This window comes from Marinobacterium alkalitolerans (assembly GCF_017776525.1).
GTDB classification, from domain to species: domain Bacteria; phylum Pseudomonadota; class Gammaproteobacteria; order Pseudomonadales; family Balneatricaceae; genus Marinobacterium; species Marinobacterium alkalitolerans.
Genome location: NZ_JACVEW010000017.1, coordinates 60082 through 84436 on the forward strand (window position 1 = coordinate 60082; position 24355 = coordinate 84436).

At 57.2% G+C, this 24355-nt stretch carries 20 protein-coding genes and 1 tRNA gene; 7 read left to right on the forward strand and 14 right to left on the reverse strand.

The window, feature by feature from the left end; genetic code table 11:
• Together H9C73_RS11675 and uvrB are read right to left on the reverse strand one after the other, a co-directional pair.
• The gene (locus tag H9C73_RS11675; RefSeq protein WP_209288004.1) at positions 1–753 is read right to left on the reverse strand and encodes a sulfite exporter TauE/SafE family protein; all 753 of its coding nucleotides are present in this window, start codon (positions 751–753) and stop codon (positions 1–3) included.
• Between the two features lie 10 nt (positions 754–763).
• Entirely contained in the window at positions 764–2776 is a 2013-nt protein-coding gene (uvrB, locus tag H9C73_RS11680) for an excinuclease ABC subunit UvrB (RefSeq protein WP_209288005.1), read from the reverse strand.
• A 188-nt stretch (positions 2777–2964) separates the two neighbouring features.
• Here uvrB and H9C73_RS11685 point away from each other — a divergent pair, with 188 nt between their 5' ends.
• The 6 genes from H9C73_RS11685 (at position 2965) to H9C73_RS11710 (ending at position 11519) form a co-directional block, all read left to right on the forward strand.
• Positions 2965–4152: a pyridoxal phosphate-dependent aminotransferase gene (locus H9C73_RS11685; protein WP_209288006.1), complete on the forward strand. Its 1188-nt coding sequence runs from the start codon at positions 2965–2967 to the stop codon at positions 4150–4152.
• Positions 4153–4220: 68 nt separating this feature from the next.
• Positions 4221–5369 carry a GGDEF domain-containing protein gene (locus H9C73_RS11690; RefSeq protein ID WP_209288007.1) on the forward strand — a complete coding sequence of 383 codons (1149 nt, stop codon included), beginning with the start codon at positions 4221–4223 and terminating at the stop codon, positions 5367–5369.
• A gap of 86 nt (positions 5370–5455) precedes the next feature.
• A complete protein-coding gene (locus H9C73_RS11695; protein WP_209288008.1) occupies positions 5456–6094 on the forward strand; it encodes a TetR/AcrR family transcriptional regulator in 639 nt (212 codons plus the stop codon).
• On the forward strand, positions 6091–7149 hold the full coding sequence (locus H9C73_RS11700; protein WP_209288009.1) for an efflux RND transporter periplasmic adaptor subunit: 1059 nt from the start codon (positions 6091–6093) through the stop codon (positions 7147–7149). Before H9C73_RS11695 ends, H9C73_RS11700 begins: the two co-directional genes overlap by 4 nt.
• Positions 7146–10202: an efflux RND transporter permease subunit gene (locus H9C73_RS11705; protein WP_209288010.1), complete on the forward strand. Its 3057-nt coding sequence runs from the start codon at positions 7146–7148 to the stop codon at positions 10200–10202. Before H9C73_RS11700 ends, H9C73_RS11705 begins: the two co-directional genes overlap by 4 nt.
• A gap of 15 nt (positions 10203–10217) precedes the next feature.
• The gene (locus H9C73_RS11710) at positions 10218–11519 is read left to right on the forward strand and encodes a TolC family outer membrane protein (RefSeq protein ID WP_209288011.1); all 1302 of its coding nucleotides are present in this window, start codon (positions 10218–10220) and stop codon (positions 11517–11519) included.
• A 74-nt stretch (positions 11520–11593) separates the two neighbouring features.
• Here the strand turns inward: H9C73_RS11710 and H9C73_RS11715 are convergent, their stop codons facing one another.
• The 6 genes from H9C73_RS11715 to H9C73_RS11740 all read right to left on the reverse strand — a co-directional run bounded on the left by H9C73_RS11715 (position 11594) and on the right by H9C73_RS11740 (position 19258).
• The gene (locus H9C73_RS11715; protein ID WP_209288012.1) at positions 11594–12385 is read right to left on the reverse strand and encodes a hypothetical protein; all 792 of its coding nucleotides are present in this window, start codon (positions 12383–12385) and stop codon (positions 11594–11596) included.
• Between the two features lie 25 nt (positions 12386–12410).
• Positions 12411–13058: a hypothetical protein gene (locus H9C73_RS11720; protein WP_209288013.1), complete on the reverse strand. Its 648-nt coding sequence runs from the start codon at positions 13056–13058 to the stop codon at positions 12411–12413.
• Positions 13059–13084: 26 nt separating this feature from the next.
• Positions 13085–13651, reverse strand: a complete 567-nt coding sequence (gene dcd, locus H9C73_RS11725; protein ID WP_209288014.1) for a dCTP deaminase — start codon at positions 13649–13651, stop codon at positions 13085–13087.
• A gap of 114 nt (positions 13652–13765) precedes the next feature.
• Positions 13766–14863 carry an iron-sulfur cluster carrier protein ApbC gene (apbC, locus tag H9C73_RS11730; protein WP_209288015.1) on the reverse strand — a complete coding sequence of 366 codons (1098 nt, stop codon included), beginning with the start codon at positions 14861–14863 and terminating at the stop codon, positions 13766–13768.
• 48 nt (positions 14864–14911) lie between these two features.
• Positions 14912–18385, reverse strand: a complete 3474-nt coding sequence (locus H9C73_RS11735) for an acyl-[ACP]--phospholipid O-acyltransferase (RefSeq protein ID WP_209288016.1) — start codon at positions 18383–18385, stop codon at positions 14912–14914.
• A gap of 105 nt (positions 18386–18490) precedes the next feature.
• Positions 18491–19258, reverse strand: a complete 768-nt coding sequence (locus H9C73_RS11740; RefSeq protein WP_209288017.1) for an EAL domain-containing protein — start codon at positions 19256–19258, stop codon at positions 18491–18493.
• Positions 19259–19440: 182 nt separating this feature from the next.
• Between H9C73_RS11740 and H9C73_RS11745 the strand changes: the two genes are divergently transcribed.
• Positions 19441–20022, forward strand: coding sequence for a peptidylprolyl isomerase (locus H9C73_RS11745; RefSeq protein ID WP_209288018.1), 582 nt, complete (start codon positions 19441–19443; stop codon positions 20020–20022).
• A 43-nt stretch (positions 20023–20065) separates the two neighbouring features.
• Here H9C73_RS11745 and paaE read toward each other — a convergent pair whose 3' ends face one another.
• From paaE to H9C73_RS11775, 6 genes are all read right to left on the reverse strand, one after another.
• Complete coding sequence (gene paaE, locus H9C73_RS11750; RefSeq protein ID WP_209288019.1) at positions 20066–21166, reverse strand: 1,2-phenylacetyl-CoA epoxidase subunit PaaE; 1101 nt, start codon at positions 21164–21166, stop codon at positions 20066–20068.
• 9 nt (positions 21167–21175) lie between these two features.
• Entirely contained in the window at positions 21176–21715 is a 540-nt protein-coding gene (gene paaD / locus H9C73_RS11755) for a 1,2-phenylacetyl-CoA epoxidase subunit PaaD (protein ID WP_209288020.1), read from the reverse strand.
• A gap of 25 nt (positions 21716–21740) precedes the next feature.
• A complete protein-coding gene (gene paaC / locus H9C73_RS11760; protein WP_209288021.1) occupies positions 21741–22505 on the reverse strand; it encodes a 1,2-phenylacetyl-CoA epoxidase subunit PaaC in 765 nt (254 codons plus the stop codon).
• A 35-nt stretch (positions 22506–22540) separates the two neighbouring features.
• Complete coding sequence (paaB, locus tag H9C73_RS11765) at positions 22541–22834, reverse strand: 1,2-phenylacetyl-CoA epoxidase subunit PaaB (RefSeq protein ID WP_010325399.1); 294 nt, start codon at positions 22832–22834, stop codon at positions 22541–22543.
• A gap of 13 nt (positions 22835–22847) precedes the next feature.
• Complete coding sequence (gene paaA, locus H9C73_RS11770) at positions 22848–23789, reverse strand: 1,2-phenylacetyl-CoA epoxidase subunit PaaA (protein WP_209288022.1); 942 nt, start codon at positions 23787–23789, stop codon at positions 22848–22850.
• 490 nt (positions 23790–24279) lie between these two features.
• Positions 24280–24355 (reverse strand) — tRNA-Ala (locus tag H9C73_RS11775).

Here is a 24355-nt window from a genome sequence, read left to right on the forward strand (position 1 = left end):
CTATCCGCTTTTTAACAGAAAAATCAGGGCCATCACCAGCCCTGTCGCAATCACAAAGCGCTTGACCCAGAGCACAGGCAGTTTGCGCGCCAGAGCCGCCCCCTGATATCCACCGGCCGTGGCAGCCACCATCATCACCAGCGCCTCAGCCCACATCACCTTACCGGCGATTGCAAAGGCGATAACGGAAATCAGGGAGATGATAAACGATACCCAATTCTTGAGCCCGTTCATCAGCAGCATATTGCTCATGCCCGCCGCTGCAAACATGGCCAGCAACATAATGCCCAACCCACCATTAAAGTAGCCGCCATAGACCGCCACGACAAACAGCCCCGGCAGCAGTGGCATGGGGTGGGCACTCTTGCGAAACCGCTCCAGCAGGGTCTGACCAAAGGCAAACATCAGTGTCGCGAACAGGAGCAACAGGGGTACGATCTGCGAAAAAACCTCGCCGGGCGTAACCAGCAGCAAGCCTCCACCCAGCAGGCCACCCGCCAGCCCAACGGCTGACATCCGTACATGTTCACGACGACTGAGCGTCTCAAGCTCTCGACGAAAACCGGCAGCACCGCCCAGATACCCCGGTAACACGGCCACCGCACTGGTGGCATTGGCCGTAACCGGCGGAACACCCACCCACACCAGTGCAGGAAAGGTCAAAAATGAGCCGCCACCGGCAATGGCGTTCAAAACCCCGGCCAGGTAGCCCGCCAGTACCAGCAGTCCCCACTCCAGCAATGTGACTTCCATACCCTTTTTCCTAGGCGCTGTGTTTCAGGCGCTCCAGCTCATCCCGTATGGCCGCTGCCTTTTCAAATTCAAGGTTGCGTGCCGCCTCGTACATTTCATCTTCCAGCCGAACCATCATTCTGGCCTGTTCAGCCGGGCTCAGCTTGGCAGTATCCACTTGATACTCGACTTCAGGCTCCGCCACCTTGCGTGTACCGCCACGGCCTCGCTTGCCGGGCACCTGCTGCGCGCCTTCCATGATATCCGCGACCGATTTGCGGATACCTCGCGGGGTAATGCCGTGTTCAGCATTGAAGGCCAGCTGCTTCTCGCGTCGCCGCTCCGTCTCATCCATTGCCCGCTGCATGGAACCGGTGATGCGGTCCGCGTAGAGGATGGCACGGCCACGTTCGTTACGCGCCGCTCGACCAATGGTCTGAATCATGGACGTTTCCGAGCGCAGGAAGCCTTCCTTGTCCGCATCAAGAATAGCCACCAGTGCTACTTCAGGCATATCAATACCTTCGCGCAGCAGGTTGATCCCCACCAGCACATCAAACTCGCCGATACGCAGGTCTCGAATAATCTCTACGCGCTCCACGGTATCAATGTCGGAGTGAAGGTAACGTACCTTGATATCATGCTCTGCCAGATATTCAGTCAGGTCTTCCGCCATACGCTTGGTGAGTACCGTGACGACAACACGTTCCTTGTGCGCTATGACACGGTGGATTTCACTCAGCAGGTCATCGACCTGGGTACTGGCCGGACGCACTTCAACCACCGGATCGACCAGACCCGTTGGCCGCACCACCTGCTCAACCACCTGCTGAGCATGTTCGGCTTCGTATTTCCCCGGTGTCGCTGACACAAAGATCATCTGAGGGGAAATGCGCTCCCATTCCTCAAACTTCATGGGACGGTTATCCAGCGCAGAGGGCAGGCGAAAGCCATACTCGACCAGTGTTTCCTTGCGCGAGCGGTCCCCGCGATACATGGCACCGATCTGCGGTACTGTCACATGTGACTCGTCAATCACCAGCAGCGCATTGTCGGGCAGGTAGTCAAACAGGGTCGGTGGCGCCTGGCCGGGATCACGCCCGGACAGATAGCGTGAATAGTTCTCGATCCCCGAGCAGTACCCCAGCTCAAGAATCATCTCGATATCGTACAGGGTGCGCTGCTCAAGCCGCTGGGCTTCAACCAGCTTGTTATTGTCTTTCAACTGCTTGAGACGCTGTTGTAGCTCCACCTTGATGTGTTCGGTTGCCTCCAGCAGCGTTTCTCTGGGGGTCACATAGTGCGTCTTGGGGTAGATCGTTGCCCGCGGCACCTTGCGCAGCACCTCGCCTGTGAGCGGGTCAAACCATGCAATCTGATCCACCTCATCCCCGAACAGCTCGATCCGGATGGCATCCTTGTCCGATTCGGCCGGATACACATCGATCACATCACCACGCACGCGGTAGGTACCACGGTGGAACTCGATATCGTTGCGGGTGTACTGGAGCTCTGCCAGACGCCGCAGCAGGTCACGCTGGTCAATCACATCGCCACGATCCAGGTGCAGCATCATCGAGAGGTAGGACTGAGGATCCCCCAAACCGTATATCGCCGAAACCGTTGCGACGATGATGGCATCATCCCGCTCCAGCAACGCTTTTGTAGCCGACAGTCGCATCTGTTCAATATGGTCATTGATGGACGCATCCTTCTCGATGAAGGTATCCGAAGAAGGCACGTACGCTTCCGGCTGGTAGTAGTCGTAGTAGGAGACAAAGTACTCAACCGCATTGTCCGGGAAGAATTCCTTGAACTCACCATAAAGCTGGGCGGCCAGTGTCTTGTTGTGGGCCATGATAATGGTGGGTCGCTGCACGGCAGCCACCACATTGGCCACGGTAAAGGTTTTGCCCGAGCCTGTTACCCCCAGCAGCGTTTGCGCTGCCAGACCCGATTCCAGACCGTCCACAAGGCTATCAATTGCCTTGGGCTGATCACCCGCCGGCTCGAATGCTGACTGGACCTTGAACCTTTGCTTCATGTATTCCTCTCCGACAATGGACCGGTGAGTATACGCCTTATCGGCTCCGGTATTAAACCGACTGCCGTTCAGGCCCCGTGATTGCAGCTTTTTTGCCAGCAAGCGTTCAGCCGCGTACAGTAATGATGTATGCTCTTCTAGCTATGCATTGAAGGATACCTTGCACCGAATATAGAGAGGACCAAGGCTTGGACGTGCAACTTTCCAACCGCGTGAACAGTATTAAACCCTCACCCACACTGGCCGTGACCAACCGGGCCGCAGAACTGCGCGCAGCCGGTAACGACATTATTGGCCTGGGTGCCGGTGAGCCCGATTTCGACACCCCGGAGCACATCAAGGCTGCGGCAACCAAGGCTATTCAGGACGGTTTCACCAAATACACCGCCGTGGATGGTACCCCCGCCCTCAAGAAGGCGATTATTCAAAAGTTCGAACGCGAGAACGGTTTCAAGTACGAACCCAACCAGATTCTGGTTTCCAGCGGCGGCAAGCAAAGCTTCTTCAACCTGGCACTGGCACTGCTGAACCCGGGTGACGAGGTCGTAATTCCGGCCCCCTACTGGGTGTCTTACCCCGATATGGTTCTGGTTGCCGAAGGGAAGCCGGTTATTCTGCCCACGACTCAGGAGCAGCGCTTCAAGATCACCCCTGAGCAGCTGGACGAAGCCATCAACGAGAAGACACGACTGGTCGTGCTGAACAGCCCGTCCAACCCGTCCGGTGTGGCATACACGCTGGACGAGCTGAAGGCCATCGGCGAGGTACTGCGGAAATACCCGGATATCATCATTGCCACCGATGATATGTACGAGCACATCCTGTTCACGGAAGCACCTTTCTGCAACATCGTTAATGCCTGCCCGGATCTGCAGGACCGCACCATGGTGCTTAATGGTGTCTCCAAGGCCTATTCCATGACCGGCTGGCGCATTGGCTATGCGGCAGGCCCGGCCAAGCTGATTGGCGCCATGAAGAAGATCCAGTCTCAGAGCACCTCCAACCCGAACTCCATCGCTCAGGTGGCGGCTCAGGCAGCACTGGAAGGTCCTCAGGAGTGCATCGAGCTGATGGTGAGCGCATTCCGTCAGCGTCATGATTTTGTTGTCAACGCCATGAACGAAATCGACGGTGTTGAGTGCATCCGTGCCGACGGTACCTTCTATGCATTCCCCAACTTCCAGAAAGTGATCGACTCACGCCCCGAGTTCGATGACGACATTGCACTGGCCGAGTTCCTGCTGAAGGAAGCCGGTGTTGCTCTGGTACCCGGCTCTGCTTTCGGCGCGCCCGGCAACATGCGACTCTCGTTTGCCACCAGCCTCAGCGTGCTGGAAAACGCAACTGACCGTATCAAGGCTGCACTGAGCCGCTGATACTCAAAACGCCCTGGCCTGTGCCGGGGCGTTTTGTTTCCACCCTCTGTTAATGCTCCGAGCCGCTCATGAAGACGACTGCCCTCACACGATTGCTTGAGCATGCACCCACGCCGGTCGCACTGATCAAGGACAACACACTCAAATGGCACAACCTTGGCTGGCGCCAGCTTGCGGACAAGGACCAGTCAGCACTGCTGAACTGGGCAAGTAACGCGGCATCTCCCTGCACTCTGCTGGCTGGGCAGGTATTTGCCCGCACAACGGAAGACAACACCTGCCTGATCATGCAGGCGCCTCCGCTGGATGAGCCGCTGAGACAACAGGTGACACAACCGTTATTACAGGCGCTTCAGGAAGGTCAGGACCCCTTTCATGTTCTGCCTGAAGTACTGTCCAGGCTGCTGGGACGCACCCATGTTACCGGCAGCAAACTGTCCGGCAACCACGCATTGAACCGGGTCGGTCGTTTCGAGACAGGTCATTACCGGGCACCGGAAACACTGCCACTGGAATCTGACCCGATTGCAGCCAGGCTTTATACAGGTGACCGCCTGTCTGCTTACGTCGAACCGGATGAGAGCGGTCCCATCGCCTGCCGGGTTGACGCTTCACACGGCCACCCCCTGGGCCACTTCACGCTGATGGCACCGGATAAGCATGCCAAATCACCGCTGGAGTGCCTGCTGGTTCTGCAGGCATGCGCGCAGCTGATTGCCGCCTGGCATGACCGCCCCGAGGCCCGACAGGAAGCATCCAGCAAATTGCCGACCGACAGACTCACCGGCCTGGCAACCCGAGACGCGCTGGATCAGCAGCTCAAGTATTGTGAGCGTCGCTTTACCGGCCAGTCACAGGACTTTCTGCTGGCCATGATTGACATCGACAACCTGTCCGCGATCAACCAGAGCCTTGGCCAGCGTGCAGGCGACGAGGTATTGAAGTCCTTCGCAGGCCAGCTCCGGCATATCTGCCGCCCAACTGACCACCTGTTTCGCTTTGGTGGTGATGAATTTGTCATTCTCTTCCACCATGACGACCTGTCTCCACCGTTGGCCGACAGGCTCGAAAAGGTCAATCGCAAAATGAGCCGGCATCTGGACCGCCCCTTTGAGTCTCGCTTTGGCTCCGCAGCCCTGAGCGAAGCACGAGGCAGTGGCGATGAGCTGCTGCTGCTCGCCGACCAGCGGTTGAGAAAGGCGAAAAGCGGCAACTGACCGTTGCCAATATCGCCCCATAAAGTTATTGAACTGACCAGTCTAAAGTCTCACAATAGAGACTTAATAGAACGATTGGTTTAATTATGACTCGAGGGCGACCTCCCACACACAGTCGTGAGTTTCTGCTGGAAAAAGGCCACGCCCTGTTCCAGCGGTACGGCTATCACGGCACCAGCCTGAGCATGATTCTGGACGCCTGCGATGTCTCCAGAGGCTCCTTCTACAACTACTTTGGTGGCAAGGAACCCTTCGCCATTGAAGTGGTTGAACACTACCAGGCGCTGGAAATGGACCGCTGGGCACATGAATTTGCCCAACTCAAGGGACTGCATGCACACAAGATCAAGTCCATGATGCTTAAACTGCTGGAAGAATTTGATCAGGAGCATGAGCGCCTGGGCTGTCTGCTCGCCAATCTCGCCGGTGAAATGTCGCTGGCATCCCCCGAGTTCCGTGCCGCCATTCAACGCTCTATTGCCCGAATTACCGCCATGATCGAACAGGATATGGCGGTGTGTCAGCAGGAAGGCAGTGTCCGGTGCGATCTGTCACCGACACAACTGGCCACCATGGTTTGGGATTACTGGCAAGGCGCCTTGCTTCGCATGCGAACGGAAGACAGCCTGGAACCGCTCTATCACGCCGTCGAGATGTTGTGGGAGCACCTGCTCCCGCCATCAACATCACTCAATCTGGAAGAAGCCCCCAAGAGAACAGCATGAAGCCACTATCGCATACACTTCTATTTATCCTGGCAACATTCAGCAGCCTGGCTGCAGCCGAAGAAGGCTCGGGCAAGCCGCAGGGCCTTCCGGCCGAAGTCATTCGCGTCGAAGCCCAGCAGCTGGATACCCGCATCAGTGCCGTTGGGGTGCTGGAAGCCAATGAATCCGTCATGCTCAGTCCAGAGCAGAGCGGACGCATCAGTCAGATCCTGTTTGACGAGGGTGAGCAGGTCAACGCCGGCCAACCCCTGATCAAGCTGGACAGCGCCATCTACGAAGCCGCACTTGAGCAGGCCCGTGCCCGTGTGCGATTGAGCCAGCTGGAATATGAGCGCTCCGAGAGCCTGCTGCAAAAGCGGGTCGGCTCCCAGACGGACCGTGATGGCAAGCTTGCACAGCTTCAGGTCGACCGTGCCGAGCTGGCGCTGGCCCAGACGCGACTGGACAAGATGACTGTCCGTGCACCCTTTGAAGGCACGCTTGGCCTGCGACAGGTAAGCCCGGGCGATTTTGTCAGCGTCGGTCAGTCACTGGTTGAACTGGCGGATACAAGTCGCCTGAAGGTGCAATTCAGTATACCCGAGCGTCACCTGGACAAGCTGAGCACTGGCCAGACCATCGACATCACGGTCGATGCGTTTCGCGCCACACCGCTGAAGGGCACTATTTACGCAATTGCCCCCTCCGTTAACCCCAACAGCCATAATGTTCAGGTTCGCGCACGCGTCCCCAACCCGGAGGGTACACTGAAGCCCGGCCTGTTTGTCCGCATCCTGATCCCGGTTGAACAGAATGATCATGCTCTGGTCGTGCCCGAACAGGCCCTGATTCTGGATGGTGACAAGACATTCCTGATGCGCATGAACGAGCAGCAGCAGGTCAGCCTGACCCCGGTCGAAACGGGTGCCCGCCGCTATGGCGAAGTTCAGATTGTCTCCGGCATAGAAGCGGGTGATGTCATCGTCACGGCGGGCCACCTGAAGCTGCGGCCGGGCATGCCCATCACGCCGGTATTCCCCACTCAAGAGACAGGTGAAGGCAAGGACGCATGATACTCTCCGATATCAGCATCAAACGCCCGGTTCTGGCGACCGTCATGAGTCTGCTCGTCCTGCTGGTCGGGCTGATCGCATACGACCGCCTGACAGTACGCGAGTATCCCAAGATTGACGTGCCGGTCGTATCGGTCGAAACGGTCTATCCCGGTGCCAGCGCATCCATCATCGAGTCTCAGGTGACCAAGATCATCGAGGACTCTTTATCCGGCATCGAGGGGATCGATTACATCACTTCGATCAGCCGCTCTGAGGAGAGCAAGATCTCGGTCACCTTTGACCTCAAGCGTGACCCGGACGATGCCGCCAGCGAAGTGCGCGACCGTGTCGGCCGTGTGCGCGGCCAACTGCCGGACGACATCAACGAGCCGGTAGTGGCCAAATCCGAGGCCGATGCCCAGCCGATTATCTGGATCGCCCTGTCATCGGAAATCCATGACACCATGGAGGTGACCGACTACGCCGAAAACCGGGTCAAAGACCCGCTGCAGACGGTCCCCGGTGTTGCCAGTGTGATGATTGTTGGCGAACGGCGCTACGCCATGCGGATCTGGCTGGATCCTCAGAAAATGGCGGCCTACCGCATCGTGCCTCAGGACATTGAGGCGGCCCTGAGTGCACAGAATGTTGAGATCCCTGCCGGCCGAATTGAGAGCCGTGAGCGTGAGTTCACTGTCCTTGCGCAAACCGATCTGAATACCGTTGAAGAATTCGAGCGCGTTATTATTCGCAACGATGACGGCTATCCGGTGCGCATTCAGGACGTGGCTCGCGTTGAAATCGCCCCGGAATCGGAGCGCAATATTGCCCGTTTCAGCGGTGATACGGCGGTTGCACTGGGTGTTATCAAACAGTCTACGGCCAACCCGCTGGACGTTTCGGCCGGCGTGCGCAAGATGCTGGAAGAGATCGACCGCAACCTGCCGGAAGGCATGCATGCTCAGGTCGGCTACGACTCTTCACTGTTTATCGAAGAGTCTATCGACTCCGTATTTACCACACTCTGGCAAGCCGGCGTGCTGGTTGTGCTGGTCATTTTCTTCTTCCTGCGCAACGTGAAAGCGACGCTGATCCCGGTCGTTACCATCCCGCTGTCACTGATCGGCGCCTTCGCCATGATGGCCCTGATGGGTTTTTCCATCAACACGCTGACCCTGCTGGCACTGGTACTGGCCATCGGCCTGGTGGTGGATGATGCCATCGTGATGCTGGAGAATATTTATCGTCACGTGGAGGAAGGCCTGCCCCCCATTCAGGCAGCCTTCAAGGGTGCTCGCGAGATCGGCTTTGCGGTCATTGCCACGACCGCCACGCTGGTCGCCGTGTTTGTTCCGGTCGCATTCAGTACCGGGCGCACCGGCAAACTGTTTACCGAATTCGCCCTGACACTGGCCGGCTCGGTCGTCGTCTCCACCTTCATTGCACTGTCCCTGTCGCCGATGCTCTGCTCACGTCTACTGCACCATGAAACACGGCACAGCGCGCTGTTCAATCTCATTGAAGGCTGGCTCAACGCACTCAGCCGTGGCTACCAGACACTGCTGGGCCGGGTGCTCCGCTCCCGTCTGCTGGCCATCGTCCTGATGGCGGCCAGCGCAGGTGCGGGCTACTTCTTCTACCAGCAACTCCCGCAGGAGCTTGCGCCTGTGGAGGACCGCGGCACCATCATGACCTTTTCAATCTCGCCGGAAGGCTCATCGGTCGACTATGTTGACCGCTATGCCCGTCAGGTTGAGCAGATCGTAGGCCAGGTCCCCGAAGGCATGTATTACTTCGGCGTGGTGGGTTTTCCGAGCGAAACCAACTCGCTCACCTTCCTGCGACTGGAAGACTGGTCCGAGCGCGAGCGCAAGCAGCAGGCCATCACCGATAGCCTGACACCGCAGCTGTATGGCGGCGTCACCGGTAACATGAGCTTTGCCATGAACCCGCCCTCACTGGGTCAGAGCATTATCTCCCGACCGGTCGAGTTCATCATTCAGACCACCGCGGGCTATGATGAGCTCAACGTCATTGCCAACCAGATGCTGGCGAAGATGGCCGAGAACCCGGGACTGGCACAGCCTGACACCGACCTGAAGCTCAACAAGCCTGAACTCAGCATCACGCTGAACCGGGACAAGGTGTCTGACGTGGGCATCAATGTAGACAGCATTGGGCGTGCACTGGAAACCTTCATGGCCGGTCGCGACCTGACCCGCTACAAGCAGGATGGCGAGCAGTACGATGTGATCCTGCAGCTGGATGACGCCAACCGCCGTGTGCCCGGTGACCTGACGGATCTCTATGTGCGCGGTGCCGAGGGCGACATGATTCAGCTGGCCAACCTGGTCGATGTGGAAGAAACCATTACCGCCAAGGAGCTTAACCACTTTGACAAGCTCAAGGCGGTCAAGATTCAGGCCATGCTGGCGCCCGGCTACAGCCTGGGTGAAGCGCTCACGTTCATGGAGCAGAGCCTGAAAGAGATCGCGCCGGATGCTCTCTACGACTACGCGGGCCAGTCCCGCGAATTCAAGGAGTCCAGCAATACGCTGCAGACCACCTTCGCGCTGGCACTGGTCTTTATCTTCCTGGTCCTGGCTGCCCAGTTCGAGAGCTTCAAGAACCCCTTGATCATCATGCTGGCCGTGCCGCCGGCACTGGCAGGCGCACTGGCCGCACTGCACTTTTCAGGCGGTTCGCTCAGTATCTACAGTCAGATCGGTCTGGTCACGCTGATTGGTCTGGTGACCAAGCACGGCATTCTGATTATCGAGTTTGCCAACCAGCTGCAGGACCGGGGCGTAGCACTGCAGAAAGCCGTACTGGAAGCCGCTTCACTGCGCCTGCGCCCCATTCTGATGACCACGGGTGCCACCGTACTGGGTGCCATGCCGCTGGCAGTTGCATTTGGCGCGGGTGCCGAATCACGCCAGCAGATCGGCTGGGTCATTGTCGGCGGTATGCTGTTTGGTACCCTGCTGACATTGTTCATTATTCCAACCGTCTATAGTTATTTCGGGAAACGCAACTTTGTTCAGGTCGAGCCCGACCCTGCACATCGATAAGGGAAGCCAAGAATCGTGAAATTACTGAAGCAACATTGCATTCCGGTACTCATCGCTGGTGCGCTGGCCACCGGCCAGGTTCAGGCGGCAGCACTGGCTGACCTGTACCGTCAGGCACTGGCCAACGATCCGCAGCTCAAGGCTGCCGAAGCCCGCTATCTGGCAGGCCAGGAAGCCCTGCCACAGGGTAAGGCCGGCCTGCTGCCGCAGGTCAGCGCCACCGGCAGTATCACACAGGCCGACAGCGGGCTGCTGGATCAGGAAGCAGATGATCGCGCCTGGCAGGTTTCTCTGGTTCAGCCCGTTTTTGATTCCGCCGCCTGGTATGGGTACCAGAAGAGCAAGATGGTGTCCCAGCAGGCTCAGCTGAACTACGATTTTGCCCAGCAGCAGCTGGTGTTGCGCACCGTCAATGCGTACCTCGGCGTGCTCAATGCCAGCAGCGCTCTGGACACGGCACGGGCGCAGGAGCGCGCATTGAAGCGACGCCTGGATCAGGTGAACGCCCAGTTTGATGTAGGTCTGATTGCCATCACCGACGTGCAGGAAGCCCAGGCTTCATTCGACAACGCCGTGGTACAACGCATTGATGCGGAAGGTGCACTGGCCAACAGCTATGAGGCACTGGAGCGCCTCAGCGGCCAGCCCGTCTCGGCAATTGATGCTCTGAAGGAAGACTACCCCATCAGCCCCATCAGCCCGCGTGACCCGACAGCCTGGCTGGAGAAGGCTCGTGAAGGCAATCTGGCACTGAAACTGAGCGAACTGGGCGTTGATATCAGCCGCCGAGATGCCCAGATCGCCCGTGCAGGACGTCACCCCAAGGTTCAATTGCAGGCCAATTATGGCTACAGCGAGTCTGAGTTTCAGGCTCAGGACTGGGATGACAACAGCGCGGTGGCCCTGACTTTCAGCATGCCGCTGTACACCGGTGGCGCCAACAGCTCCCGCGTACGTCAGGCGGAACAGGGCGTGAATGCGGCCCGTTTTGACCATGAAGACCAGTACCGCACGGTTACGGAAGAGACGCGCTCTCTGCTGCGAGACCTTCAGACCAGTGTTGAAAGTGTCAAGGCACGCCAGCAGAGCATCAAGTCACGGGAAACTGCGCTGCGGGCCACAGAAGAAGGCTTCAATGTGGGTACCCGCAACGTGGTCGATGTGCTGCAGGCCGAGCAGGCGCTGTATCAGGCACGACTGGACTACGCCACTGCGCGCTTCAACCACGTCTCCACCCTGTTCAGCTTCAAGCTGCAGCTGGGCACACTCAGCCCGGATGACCTGTACGCCCTCGATGAGTGGCTGGACGCAAGCTGAACTCGCTCAAAGCACAAAAAAGGGGCTGATACTCTCAGCCCCTTTTTTTGTATCTGAACTCTCTTACAGCCGGGTCAATGCAGGGTCGGGTTGTCATCTTCCGATTCGGGAATAATCACCTGCCCCGAGCTGTCCAGTGCCAGCGCCCCCTCTTCCTGCGCCCGCTCCAGCAACTGCTGCAGCAGCATTTCGGTCAGATGCGCGCTGATCACCAAACCTGCCGGCGGGTCGCCTTCAAACAGGTCCTCATCAACCAGCCCATCAGGACGCAGCCCCAGCAGAAGCGGGTTTTCTTCAATCAAAGGGGCCAGATCCTCCGGCGCAAAGACGACATAGTCTGACGACACCTGCAGCGCCAGCTGGTAGGCATCATGCGGCGCCTCACCCAGGCGTTTCATGAACTCATTCTCGGCTGCGTTGAACAACAGGCTGAGTTGACTGTTTCCTCGTTGCTCGAAGTTGGGGCCTTCGACATCGCTGTAGTCAACACTGCGCACCTCGGGCACGTTGTCGAGCTCCCAGGCATCGACCAGGATGCGGTCTTCCTCATCCACGGCCAGCCACTCTCGGTTTACCGCCACTGCCAGCAGCCCTTCCAGCGCGGCCGCGCAGATATTGCTGCAGATAATCACGCCAACGCTGGGGTTTTCGACTTCCGCCGGATCCTCCACCAGTTCACCGGCACGGGCGGAAAGCAGCTTGGGGTCTTCCACCACGAGGGCGGCCAGATCAGCGGAGGAGAGGTTCAGCATCGACTGACACACACGGTGCGCCGTCAGGTAGGGTTCATGCTGACCATTGTCCTGCATGGCGCGCACGTAACGTTTACGGACGCGCTCCATCAGGTCTGCAAGCTGCTGGCTCATTGGCACCTCAGGCAAATGGGGAGGATCAGTGAAGCGTAATACCCACAGGTTTTACGTCGTCTTTCAATTTGTCAAATGCATCTCGCAGCTGACGCAGCGGAATCAGGCCAAAATCGACCGGATCCCTGGGCAGATCACACCAGTCCAGCGCCCAGATACGGGTCATCAGTTCATATTCGCCAATCAGGGCATCGAGGAAGATCATGACCGCTTCAACCCTGGGGTCCATCTCGAGAATCCGGGGCGCATCCTGAAGATAGACGGTCAGCTGCATTTTGCCGTTGACCGTTTTGACGGAACACCAGAAATCATCAATATCACAAAACTCATCCCCCATGTTGACGCATGAGGGCACCGGGTCGTGACGGTGATTGAAAGCACGGATGCTGATGCCATCGAGATTGGGGGCAGCCCCCACCAGACTCAATACGGAATGTATTGACTCCGGATAGCCGTCACAGCCGAAAATCATCTCTACCGGACCTTCTTCATGTTCCTGTTCAAAATGGAACGTCAGGTTGCGGTCAATCTTCTGCAGACTGTCACGGTAGGTGTTCAGCAGATTCTCAGCATCGAACTGCATGCCCTGTTGGCTCTGCAGCAACTGGTCGAGCGTCTGCTCCAGACGCTGCCAGAACGCATTGATCTGTTCCAGGTCAGGTTTGAAAATCATGTATACCCAGCGTCACGAATGAATGTTCAAGTGCGAGGCACAACCACACCGGTCTGGCCCTGATATTTGCCCTTGCGGTCACGGTAGGAGGTTTCACAGACCTCATCCGCACCCAGGAACAGCATTTGGGCCACGCCTTCATGCGCATAGATACGTGCAGGCAGCGGTGTTGTGTTGGAGAACTCGAGTGTCACGTGGCCTTCCCACTCCGGCTCGAGCGGTGTCACGTTGACGATGATGCCACAGCGGGCATAGGTGCTTTTGCCCAGACAGATGGTGAGCACATCGCGGGGAATGCGGAAGTATTCAACCGTCCGTGCAAGGGCAAACGAGTTGGGCGGAATGATGCAGACATCCGACTGGACATCGACAAAGCTGCCCTCATCGAAGTGCTTGGGATCAACGATCGATGAGTTGATATTGGTAAAAATCTTGAACTCATCGGCACAGCGCACGTCATAACCGTAGCTTGAAGTACCGTAGGACACGATCGGCTGATCGTTCACCCGACGTACCTGGCCACCTTCAAACGGCTCAATCATGCCATGCTCGCTTGCCATGCGGCGAATCCAGCTGTCCGACTTAATACCCATGTTGCGTTCACCCTGAGACGGTCTGTTATGGATGCAGCCGGCTATTCTAACGGATTTGGACAAAAAAAACCGCCCCGACGGAGGCGAAGGGGCGGATAAATACATCTCGCTGTACTAATCAACTTCGACTGCGATATTGGGGATTGAGTTCCCCTCACTGCTGCGTTTTTTTGCCAACAAGGCCCCCGTCTTGCGCGCGATCTCACGATAGCGTTCGGCATGGGTGCCGTTCGGGTCAGCCACGACCGAGGGCTTGCCACTGTCAGTCTGCTCGCGAATGGCCAGCGCCAGTGGCAGCTGCCCCAGCAGCTCTGTTTCATACGCCCGCGCGATGGACTCTCCCCCACCGGCTCCAAACAGGGCTTCTTCGTGGCCGCAGTTTGAGCAAATGTGAACACTCATGTTTTCAATGATGCCCAACACGGGAATGTCCACCTTGCGGAACATCTCAATCCCCTTGCGTGCATCCAGCAGCGCAATATCCTGAGGCGTGGTCACGATAACAGCGGCCGTAACCGGCACGCGCTGCGCCAGTGTCAGCTGGATATCCCCCGTGCCCGGCGGCATATCGATCAGCAGGTAGTCCAGTTCGTCCCAGAGTGTCTGGTTCAGCAGCTGCTGCACGGCGCCGCTGACCATGGGGCCACGCCATACCATCGGAGTATTTTCATCCACCAGATAGCTCATGGACATGGACTGCACACCATGGCGCTCAATGGGGCGAAAGTACTTTTCTTCTGCCGTTTCAGGCCGTTCGCCCTCAGGCACCCCCAGCATCATGCCCTGACTGGGCCCGTAAATATCCGCATCCAGAATACCGACCCGGGCACCTTCCGCCGCCAGCGCCAGCGCCAGGTTAACCGTGGTGGTTGATTTACCGACACCACCCTTGCCGGAGGCGACCGCAATAATGTTGCGCACGCCGGCCAGACCCGGCAGCTTGCGAGCGCTGGGGAAAGCCTCTATCTGCTGGCGGACGGCGACCTCCACCTGAGTGCCCGGAAAAGCCTCTTCAAGCCGCTGCGTCAACACCTGCTTGATGAGGTCATGCTGACTGCTGCAGGCAAAGGGCAATACCAGCTCAAGCGACAGTCGCGAGCCTTCAACTTTCAACTCTCCGATACACCCGGCCGAGACGTAGTCCTGCCCCAGCACCGGATCCACATAACCGGCAATAACAGCCTCAACGTGCTGAGCATTCAGCTCTGCCATAACAACTCCTCACACCCGACGGCTTAATTCCTACCTATTTAGTCAAGATTATGCCTGAGAACAGCCACTCAATTCCAGTGCCAGGTGACGTGCGTGGGCCAGATCCGGTTTGCCGCTGCCCAACACCGGCACCTGCTCGACCCGATATACCGATGCCGGTCGCATCAAGGGTGGAATTCTGGCCTCACGCAACTGACGCGCAACCGCCTCCGCGTCACGCTGCTCGACCAGCAGCAATATCCGCTCGCCCTTTCTGTCGTCCGGTACAGCGACCGCAGCCAGTGCCTGGTCCTCACCCAGCACCGCTCGTACCTGCTGCTCAACGGCACCGAGTGAAATCATCTCGCCGCCGACTTTTGCGAAACGGGAGTAACGATCGATAATGGTCAGAAAGCCGTCTTCATCCAGATGCCCCTTGTCACCGGTCTTGTACCAGCGCAGCCCTGCACTCTGAATAACCACCTCCCGGGTGCGCTCCGGGTCATTCAGATACCCTTTCATGATCTGGCTGCCGCCCAGCAGGATCAGGCCATCCTCTCCTGTCGGCAAAGGCTCCAGTGTCTGCGGGTCAACGATACGAAACATGGAGCCGGGCAGCGCCATACCGACCGTTCCCGGCTTCTCGCCTACCTGCACGTTCCACCACTGGGTATCAAGATGGTCAGGCAGATTAACACTGGCCACCGGTGTGGTTTCGGTACAGCCATACCCTTCCAGAACCGGTGCCTTGAAGCGCGCTTCAAAACGCTGTTTGACCTGTGGTGAGAGCTTTTCAGCCCCTGCCACGACCACTCGCAATGACTCGAACATCAGCGGATGCAGTCGCTCATTGCGCACATAAAGGTTGAGGAAGGTACTGGTCCCGCACATCACCGTGGCACGATAGCGAGCAACGGCCTTGCCGATATTGACCGCATCGGTGGGGTCCGGATGGCATACCAGCGGGATCCCCTCCACCAGCGGCAGCATAGAGGTGACGGTCAGGCCAAAGGCATGAAACATGGGCAGTGTTGCCATGATGCAGTCATCTTCCCGCACGTTCAGCACGGCAGAAATCTGCTTCAGGTTGGCCATCATGTTGCGATGGCTCAGCATTACCCCTTTGGGTGCCCCTTCACTGCCCGATGAAAACAGGATAGCCGCCGTATCATCGAGTCGTGCCCGACCGGAGTAGCGCCACTCGAGCATGGCACGCGGGGACAGGATGACTTGCAGCAGCGTGAGCAGCGATTCGATTTTGCCGATTTCGGCCTTGACCGGCTCGAGCTTGATCACCCTGACCGCGCTCAGCACGGCATCGAGGTGCACACCTCGCTGTGACAGGCGCTGCAGAAAGGTGTCCGATGTCACCAGTGTTTTGATACCCGCCTGCTCGATCGCACTCAGAAGGGCCTCCTCGGACGCCGTGTAATTGAGATTGACGACCGTTTTGCCCGCCATCAGCGCCGCCATATTGGCAATGGCACCACCGGCAGCCGTTGGCAGCAATAGCCCCAGATTCTGCTCGGGAATGGCCCGCATGCGACGGCAAAACAGGATACACGCCGTTAACAGTCGCTTATGCGACAGCACCGGGCCATTCAGATCGGTCAGGGCCCATTCCGAAGGGCTTGCCTTCGCAGTCCGAATGAAAGCGCACGGCAACGTTGGCAGGGAGTCGGTGTATTCATTCCAGGCCTGCACAGACAGCCGGAGGACTTGCTGTTTGACCTCCGGTGCTCGGCTATTGATCGGCATCTCGGCCCCGAACGCAACGATAACGTCCCGCTTCAGCCGCTTGGCCTCACCCCGTTTCAGGCGCTCACTGGAGCGGGAAAAGCGGCTCCCCCAGAGCCCGCGCAGGTAGAACGGGATAATGCAGGCGTCCAGCGTATCGGCGCTGCTGTCGGCCAGAATGCGCTCGAAGCCGCGCTTGAAGCTTCCCAGCTGCCCGCTGTAGCTGATCGCCCCTTCCGGAAACAGGCACACCACCTTGCCATCCGCCAGCAGTTTGCGCACCTCCTGCATGGCCGCTCTGGGGCCACGGGCTGAAATGGGCACCACGCCGTACAGGTCCATGAACCAGCGCAGATACCAGAGTTCATAGATCGAGCGCTCCATCACAAAGTGTACGTGACGGGGGCACGCCATCTGCACCATGGCCCAGTCAAGCCAGCTGATATGATTGCCCAGTAGCAGGGTGCCACCACGCCTGCTCGACAGGTGTTCGAAGCCAAGTACACGCAGGTTGTAGCGCCGCTTGACCAGTGCCGAGACCAGCACCCGCAAGAGTGCATGTGGCAGGCGAACGACAGCATACAGCGCACCCAACAGCGCGACCACGAATAGCACCCAGATAAGGCGCTCAGCCGATATCGTCCACCAGGCGCTCAGAACAGTTACCCCCAGAAAGGCTAGCATGGACAGGTTTTGAATAAAATTATTGCCAGCCAACACCCGCCCAAGCCGATCTTCACGCGCGTTGAACTGAATCAGCGCGTTCAGCGGGATGGTCATGAGTGCACCACTGACACCGATCAGCAAAAACACGGGAGCCGTCCAGACCAGTTCGGCACTCAATGGCAGCAGCCAAAGCCCCAGCGCAACCCCTGAGGCACCGAGCGGGATCAGCCCTGCATTGATATAGTGGCGCGACAGGCGAGCCGCTATCACGGACCCGAGCATAATCCCCACACCCGCCAGCGCCATGATGCCCTGAATGAAGAAGGTATTTTGCTCTTGATAGCGCGCTTCGACATAGGCCGGAAACACCGCCAGCATCACCTGGCTAATCGACCAGAACAGGGCGAGGCCGATCACAGACTGAATGATCACCGGCTTGGCGATCAGTAAACGGAGGTTAGCCTTCAGGCTCCGTGCTTTTATGTAGTCCTGAACGTCCAGCTTCATGTCCGGCTTGCGGGCCGGGAACAGAGGCAGCCGACAGGTCAGTAACAGCTGCAAAAGTGCGCCGGCAAACAGGAGGTACCCCAGTGGTGCAATGGACTGCAGCAGCAAGCCCGGATCGGCATACTCACTGCCTTCCAGCAGGCTTTCAAACAGGGCCGAGAACACCACGATGCCGCTCAGAATGGCGACCATGGTGGTGGCTTGTACCCAGCCGTTACCCTCACTCAGCCGCTCGGCCCCCAGCAGCTCCCGAATGAACCCGTATTTTGCTGGCGAGTAAAGCGCACTTTGAACTGCCAGAATGAACGTGAGTGCAAACGCAAAGAGGAACCAGCCCAGGTGATAGCTCAGAGTAATGAGCGCGGTAATCAGCACCGCTCCCCAGGCCGTGGCCTGCATGACCCGAGGCTTGGAGAAACGATCGGATACAAAGCCGGCCGGGGTAAACAGCAGGATGAACGGCAGCAGAATAAGACCGTTTACAACGGCCGTGAGCATGATCTGCACATCACCGTCGTAGGTTTTGAAAAGCGTGTTCTGGATGATGATCTTGTGTCCAAGATCGATAAAGGCATTGATGAAGGCAACCAGAATGAATGCAACAAAGCCCCGGATTCGGATCAGCTCAAGCATAACGAACCCCTCTGGCTGTCACTTCAACGCAATCGCTCCTTCGGGTAGTCACGGATCCTTTGCACCTCCATTAGGCCCCCGCCCGCGGCAAACCGGGGCCGCTTGCTAAATAAGCGGCAGGTTGGCCGGCTCTGGCAGGCATTCAAACCCGGGCTTGGCAAAATAGTATCCCTGCATGAGGCGCACTCCATGAGCGCGGAAAAACTCCATCTCCGCACGGGTTTCAACGCCTTCCGCGAGCACGGTGATCCCCAGGCGGTTGCAGATTTCCATCAGGCCTTCCACGATGACCTGCTTGACTTCCGAGTGGTCCACATCACGCACCAGTTCCATATCCAGCTTCAGGATGTGCGGAATAAAGCCTGCCAACAAACTCAGGCCGGCATGGCCGGCACCAAAATCGTCCAGCGCCGTAACAAACCCCTGGGCTCGATAGTATTCGAAGATGCGCTTGAGGTGGGCCGTATCGTGCACCCGCTCCGATTCGGTAATCTCGAACATGATCTGTTCAATGGGCAGGTTATGCTCCTGAGCGGCCGCCAGAGTACTGCGGATGCAGTGCTCCGGCGAGTAAACGGCATTGGGCAGGAAGTTGATGCTGAGCACCTGTTTCAGCCCGAGTCTGGCCGCCAGCGCGATTGCCTTCACCCGGCAGGCCTGATCGAAAGCATATCGGTTTTCATCATTGACCCGAGACAGCACCTCGCCTGCGCCCTGGCCATCGACGCCTCGTACAAGTGCTTCATAGCCATACACGTTGCCCTGAGCGACATCGACGATGGGTTGGAAGGCAAAGGTAAAATCAAAATCAAGCGGCACACTACAGCCATTGCAACCGGGTGCTTCGCTGGTTTGTGCAATCACATCGCCCATGCAGGACTCCATTCTGGTTAACGGAGAGCCACCCGTTCAGCTTCAGGTGAAGTAGATCTCTCAACTGGCACTCAAGCACAAAAGCCCAATGCTCGCCAATGGGTATATACGTTATAGTACGTTCAAATACCGCAGCCAGACTAACATACTTGACGCCTGTCCCCGACAGTTGAGAGTTTACCATGCTAAAACAGATAGTTACCCCACTGCTTTTCGCCAGCTCGCTGGTCATGGCCGATACAGCCCCGCCCGTTCAGGTTGAGATGACAACCTCTGCCGGCACCATCAGGCTTGAGCTGAATGCCGACAAGGCGCCAATTACCGTACGCAACTTTCTGAATTACGCAGAACAGGGTCATTTCAACGGGCTGACCTTTCACCGCGTAATACCGGGGTTCATGATTCAGGGCGGGGGGTTTACGCCAGACATGCAGCCCAGGCAAACCGGGGCACCCATCCAACACGAATCCAATAACGGGCTGAGCAACCGTCGGGGCAGCATTGCCATGGCACGCACGCGTGATCCCGACAGTGCAACGTCTCAGTTTTTTATCAATCTGGTCGATAATCGCCGGCTGGATGGCATGCCGGGAAGGCCGGGCTATACCGTCTTCGGCCGGGTCACCGAAGGCATGGAGACTGTAGAAAGGATCGGTCAGGTCAAGACAGAGACCCGGGGCTATCACCGCAACGTTCCGGTTGAGGCAGTGGTCATCGAAAGCGTGAAAAAGGTGGAGCCGGCACAGGAAAACCCGGGTCAATAAACGCAAAAAGCCCCGCTGGTGCGGGGCTTTTCGTGTCGCTGAATCAGTTGCGCTGGTCGAAGTCCAGCATCACCTCATCGGTGATCGGGTGCGCCTGACAGCTCAGTACGTATCCCGCTTCAATCTCGTGTTCTTCAAGGCCGTGAGAGATGTCCATCTCTACCTCACCTTTCACCAGCTTACACTTGCAGGTGGAGCATACACCGGCCTTGCAGGAATAAGGCAGGTCCATACCCACGTCCATGCCAGCATCCAGAATGTTCTGACCAACCGTAGCCAGATCAAACATGACAGAGCGGCCATCGGCAACGACGGTGACCTTGCTCATCTTCTCTTCGCCGTACTGTGCTACACGCGCCTGAGCCTTTTCCAGGGTTGCCTGAGCATCAGCAGACGAGCTGGCAAACAGCTCATAATGGATCTGGTCGTCGCTCAGACCTTCCATACGGAAGCCGCGCGATACTTCGGTCATCATCGCTTCAGGACCACAGATGAAGGCTTCATCGGTATTCTTGATATCGATCAGACCGGCTTTCTGCAGCGCATAGCCCTTCTTGTTATCGATACGGCCGTTCAGCAGGTCAGCACCCTGGTCTTCATAGTCCATGATGTTGATCCACTGGAAGCGATCCATGTAGCGGTTCTTAACGAAGTTCAGCTCGTCTTTGAACATCACGGTGTTGGAGCGCTGGTTACCGTAAATCAGGGTCACCTTGCTGTTGGGCTCAATATCCAGCACGGACTTCATGATGGAAATCATCGGCGTGATGCCGGAGCCGGCCGCGATGCACATGTAGTTCTTCGCGTTGTTCGGGTTCAGCTCGGTGTAGAAGTTGCCCTGCGGCGGCATCACTTCGATATCCATGCCCGGCTTGAAGTGATCGTTGGCGTAGTTGGAGAACTTGCCGCCATCGACACGCTTGATACCCACACGCATGTGGCCATCGGTTACGCCGGAGCAGATGGAGTAAGAACGACGGACATCTTCACCATCGATCATGGCACGCAGGGTCAGGAACTGACCCTGAATGAACTTGAATTTCTCGGTCAGCTCTTCCGGTACAGCAAAGGTCACGCTGATGGCCGAATCGGTTTCCGGCTGCACTTCGGCAATCTTCAGCGTGTAGAAATTGGTGTCAGACATTGCTTCACCTTATATCTTTTTGAAATAGTCAAAAGGCTCATTGCAGTCGTTGCACTGAAACAGCGCCTTACAGGCGGTGGAGCCAAACTCACTGATTCTGCGGGTGTTGCGTGATCCGCAATGCGGACACTGAGCATGGGCGTCCGGTGTCAGACCGTCCTCATCCAGCTCGGCATCTTCAGGCGGCGCGATACCGTAGTTGCGCAGCTTGCGCCGCCCTTCCGGCGACATCCACTCCGAGCTCCAGGCCGGCGACAGCTTGGTTTTCACTTCGACGTCGTCATAACCACTGGCCTTGAGCGCCGCGATGACATCGTCGGTAATGGTGTTCATCGCCGGGCAACCCGAGTAAGTCGGTGTAATGGTGACAACAACGCGGTCACCATCACGCTCGACATCACGCAAGATCCCCAGATCCCAAATGCTCAGCACCGGCACTTCAGGATCCTTGACTTGGTCGAGCAGGTCCCAAAGCTCCTTCACCTCAGCGGCATTGCGCTGCTGGAGGCGCCGGTACTGCTCTTCTGGCATCAGTGAGATTTCATTCATGATTCTTATTCCTGGCAGCTTGCGCTTACCACTGACAACCCGGGTAAGAGCGGTGCACGATCTGCATCTCGGTCAGCATGTGACCCAGATTCTCGGTGTGATAACCGGTACGGCCACCACGCACTGCCCAACCATCTTCCGGCACTGTCAGTGTTGCTTCAGTGAGAATGTCGCTGACCATCTTGTGCCATGCATCACGCAGCTTGGACACGTCTACCGCAATACCGGCGTCTGCCAGCATCTGCTCGGTTTCGTCCATATCGAACATCTCATGGGTGTAACCCCACAGAGAATCAACCGCTTTCTGCGTACGCTTGTGGCTTTCTTCGGTACCATCACCCAGACGCAGTACCCATTCACGGCTGCGACGCAGGTGGTATTTGGTTTCCTTGATGCCTTTGGCCGCAATTGCGGACAGGGTTTCATCCTTGGAATGCAGCAGTTCCGGCAGCACCAGGGTGTAGTACACATCAGCAAACAGCTGACGTACCTGCGAATAGGCGAAGTCGCCCTTCGGCATTTCCATCAGCAGCAGGTTGCGGTATTCACGATCACTGCGCATGTAGGCGAAGTCATCTTCAGTACGGCCATCATCGGCCAGTTCTGCGGCATAGGTGTAGAACATGCGTGCGCGGCCGATGTAATCCAGCGCCACGTTGCCGTAGGCAATATCTTCTTCCAGGAACGGGCCGTAGCTGACCCATTCGGAGATACGGTGACCCAGCACTACAGCGTCATCACCCAGGCGGGTAGCGTATTCCAGCGTTGCCGCTTTGATTGCATCACTCATTACTTGTCTCCTCTAAACTATCCCGTTACACACGATTACATGTTGTTAACGGGATCAGGCAGGACGTAATAAGTCGCATGGCGGTACGGCTTGTCGTCGTTCGGATCGTAGAAGCAATCCGCATCATCTTCCTGAGACGCGCAGATGTCGCTGGATTTAACGACCCACAGGCTCACGCCTTCGCTACGACGGGTGTAGCAGTCACGCGCATATTCCAGCGCCTGTTCATGATCTTCTGCGTGCAGGCTTCCGACATGCTTGTGGTCCAGACCGCGCTTGGAACGCACAAATACTTCAAACAGTTCCAGTTTTTCAGTTGGCTTAGTCATCTCAGTTACCCTCTTACGCCGCATTCTGCGCTTTCTTCGCGCGTTTCTTTTCGTTGTATGCCGCAATGGCGTCACGCACCCACTCGCCTTCGTCGTGAGCGGCAATGTGGTGCTCGATACGTTGACGGTTGCAGTGACCGTTACCGTTGATCACGCTCCAGAACTCATCCCAGTCCAGGTCGCTGCTGTCGTAGTGGCCACGCTCTTCGTTCCACTTCAGGTTCTTGTCCGGATGTTCCAGACCCAGCACTTCGATCTGCTTCACAGTCTGGTCGATGAACTTCTGACGCAGGTCGTCGTTGGTCTCACGCTTGATCTTCCACTCCATGGATTTCTGGGAGTGTGCAGATTCGGAGTCGTGCGGACCAAACATCATCAGAGCCGGCCAGTAGAAGCGGTTCAGCGCGTCCTGAGCCATGGCTTTCTGTTCCGGAGAACCTTTGGCCAGTGCCAGCATGGCTTCATAACCCTGACGCTGATGGAAGCTCTCTTCCTTACAGATACGGATCATGCCGCGAGAATACGGGCCGTAGGAGGTACGCTGCAGCGATACCTGGTTGACGATGGCAGCACCATCTACCAGCCAGCCGATAGCGGCAACATCCGCCCAGGTCAGGGTCGGGTAGTTGAAGATGGAAGAGTACTTGGCCTTGCCACTCTGCAACTGCTCGATCATCTCTGAACGGGAGATACCCAGTGTTTCTGCTGCACTGTACAGATACAGACCATGACCGGCCTCATCCTGCACCTTGGACAACAGAACCGCCTTGCGACGCAGCGACGGAGCACGGGTAATCCAGTTACCTTCCGGCTGCATGCCAATCACTTCAGAGTGGGCGTGCTGAGAGATCTGACGGATCAGGTTCTTACGGTAAGCTTCTGGCATCCAGTCCTTAGGTTCGATCTTCTCTTCCGCTTCGATCTTACGCATGAAATTTTGTTCTTCGGGCGTCATCGTTCTGCTCTCCGATCTTATGTTTCGGTTCTTTCGCACTGTGTAACTTATTCTTGTACGACAGAGTGTTTTTTGTATCGCACCTGACTGATTAAGACCCGGGTCGGCATCCATCAACAGGCTCGACACCACAAGATACGCTCACCAGCATGCGATAGATTAAATGTACACCATCTCTTTCGATTAATGATACACAAAAACAAAATTTTTTTTAAATAAATGTATCACTTGATGGTTTGATCTGGCTCAACATCCTTAAGTCTAGTCCAGACTGGTCAATTCGTAACCAGTCGTAACATTAGAGAGTGAAGGCGATACAACGGGCGAACGCAGGCCTGACCACGGACAGCCCTGCCAGCAGGAAACAATCAGCCAATATGGGTCAAGGGAAGGGAAAGCATGAGCATGTTGGAGCGCAGACGCACCAGCACAAAGAACAGACACGGCGGAACCCGTGCAACTTCGGAAAACAAATCAGATAGAAGGAAATTGGTGGAGCCTAGCGGGATCGAACCGCTGACCTCAACACTGCCAGTGTTGCGCTCTCCCAGCTGAGCTAAGGCCCC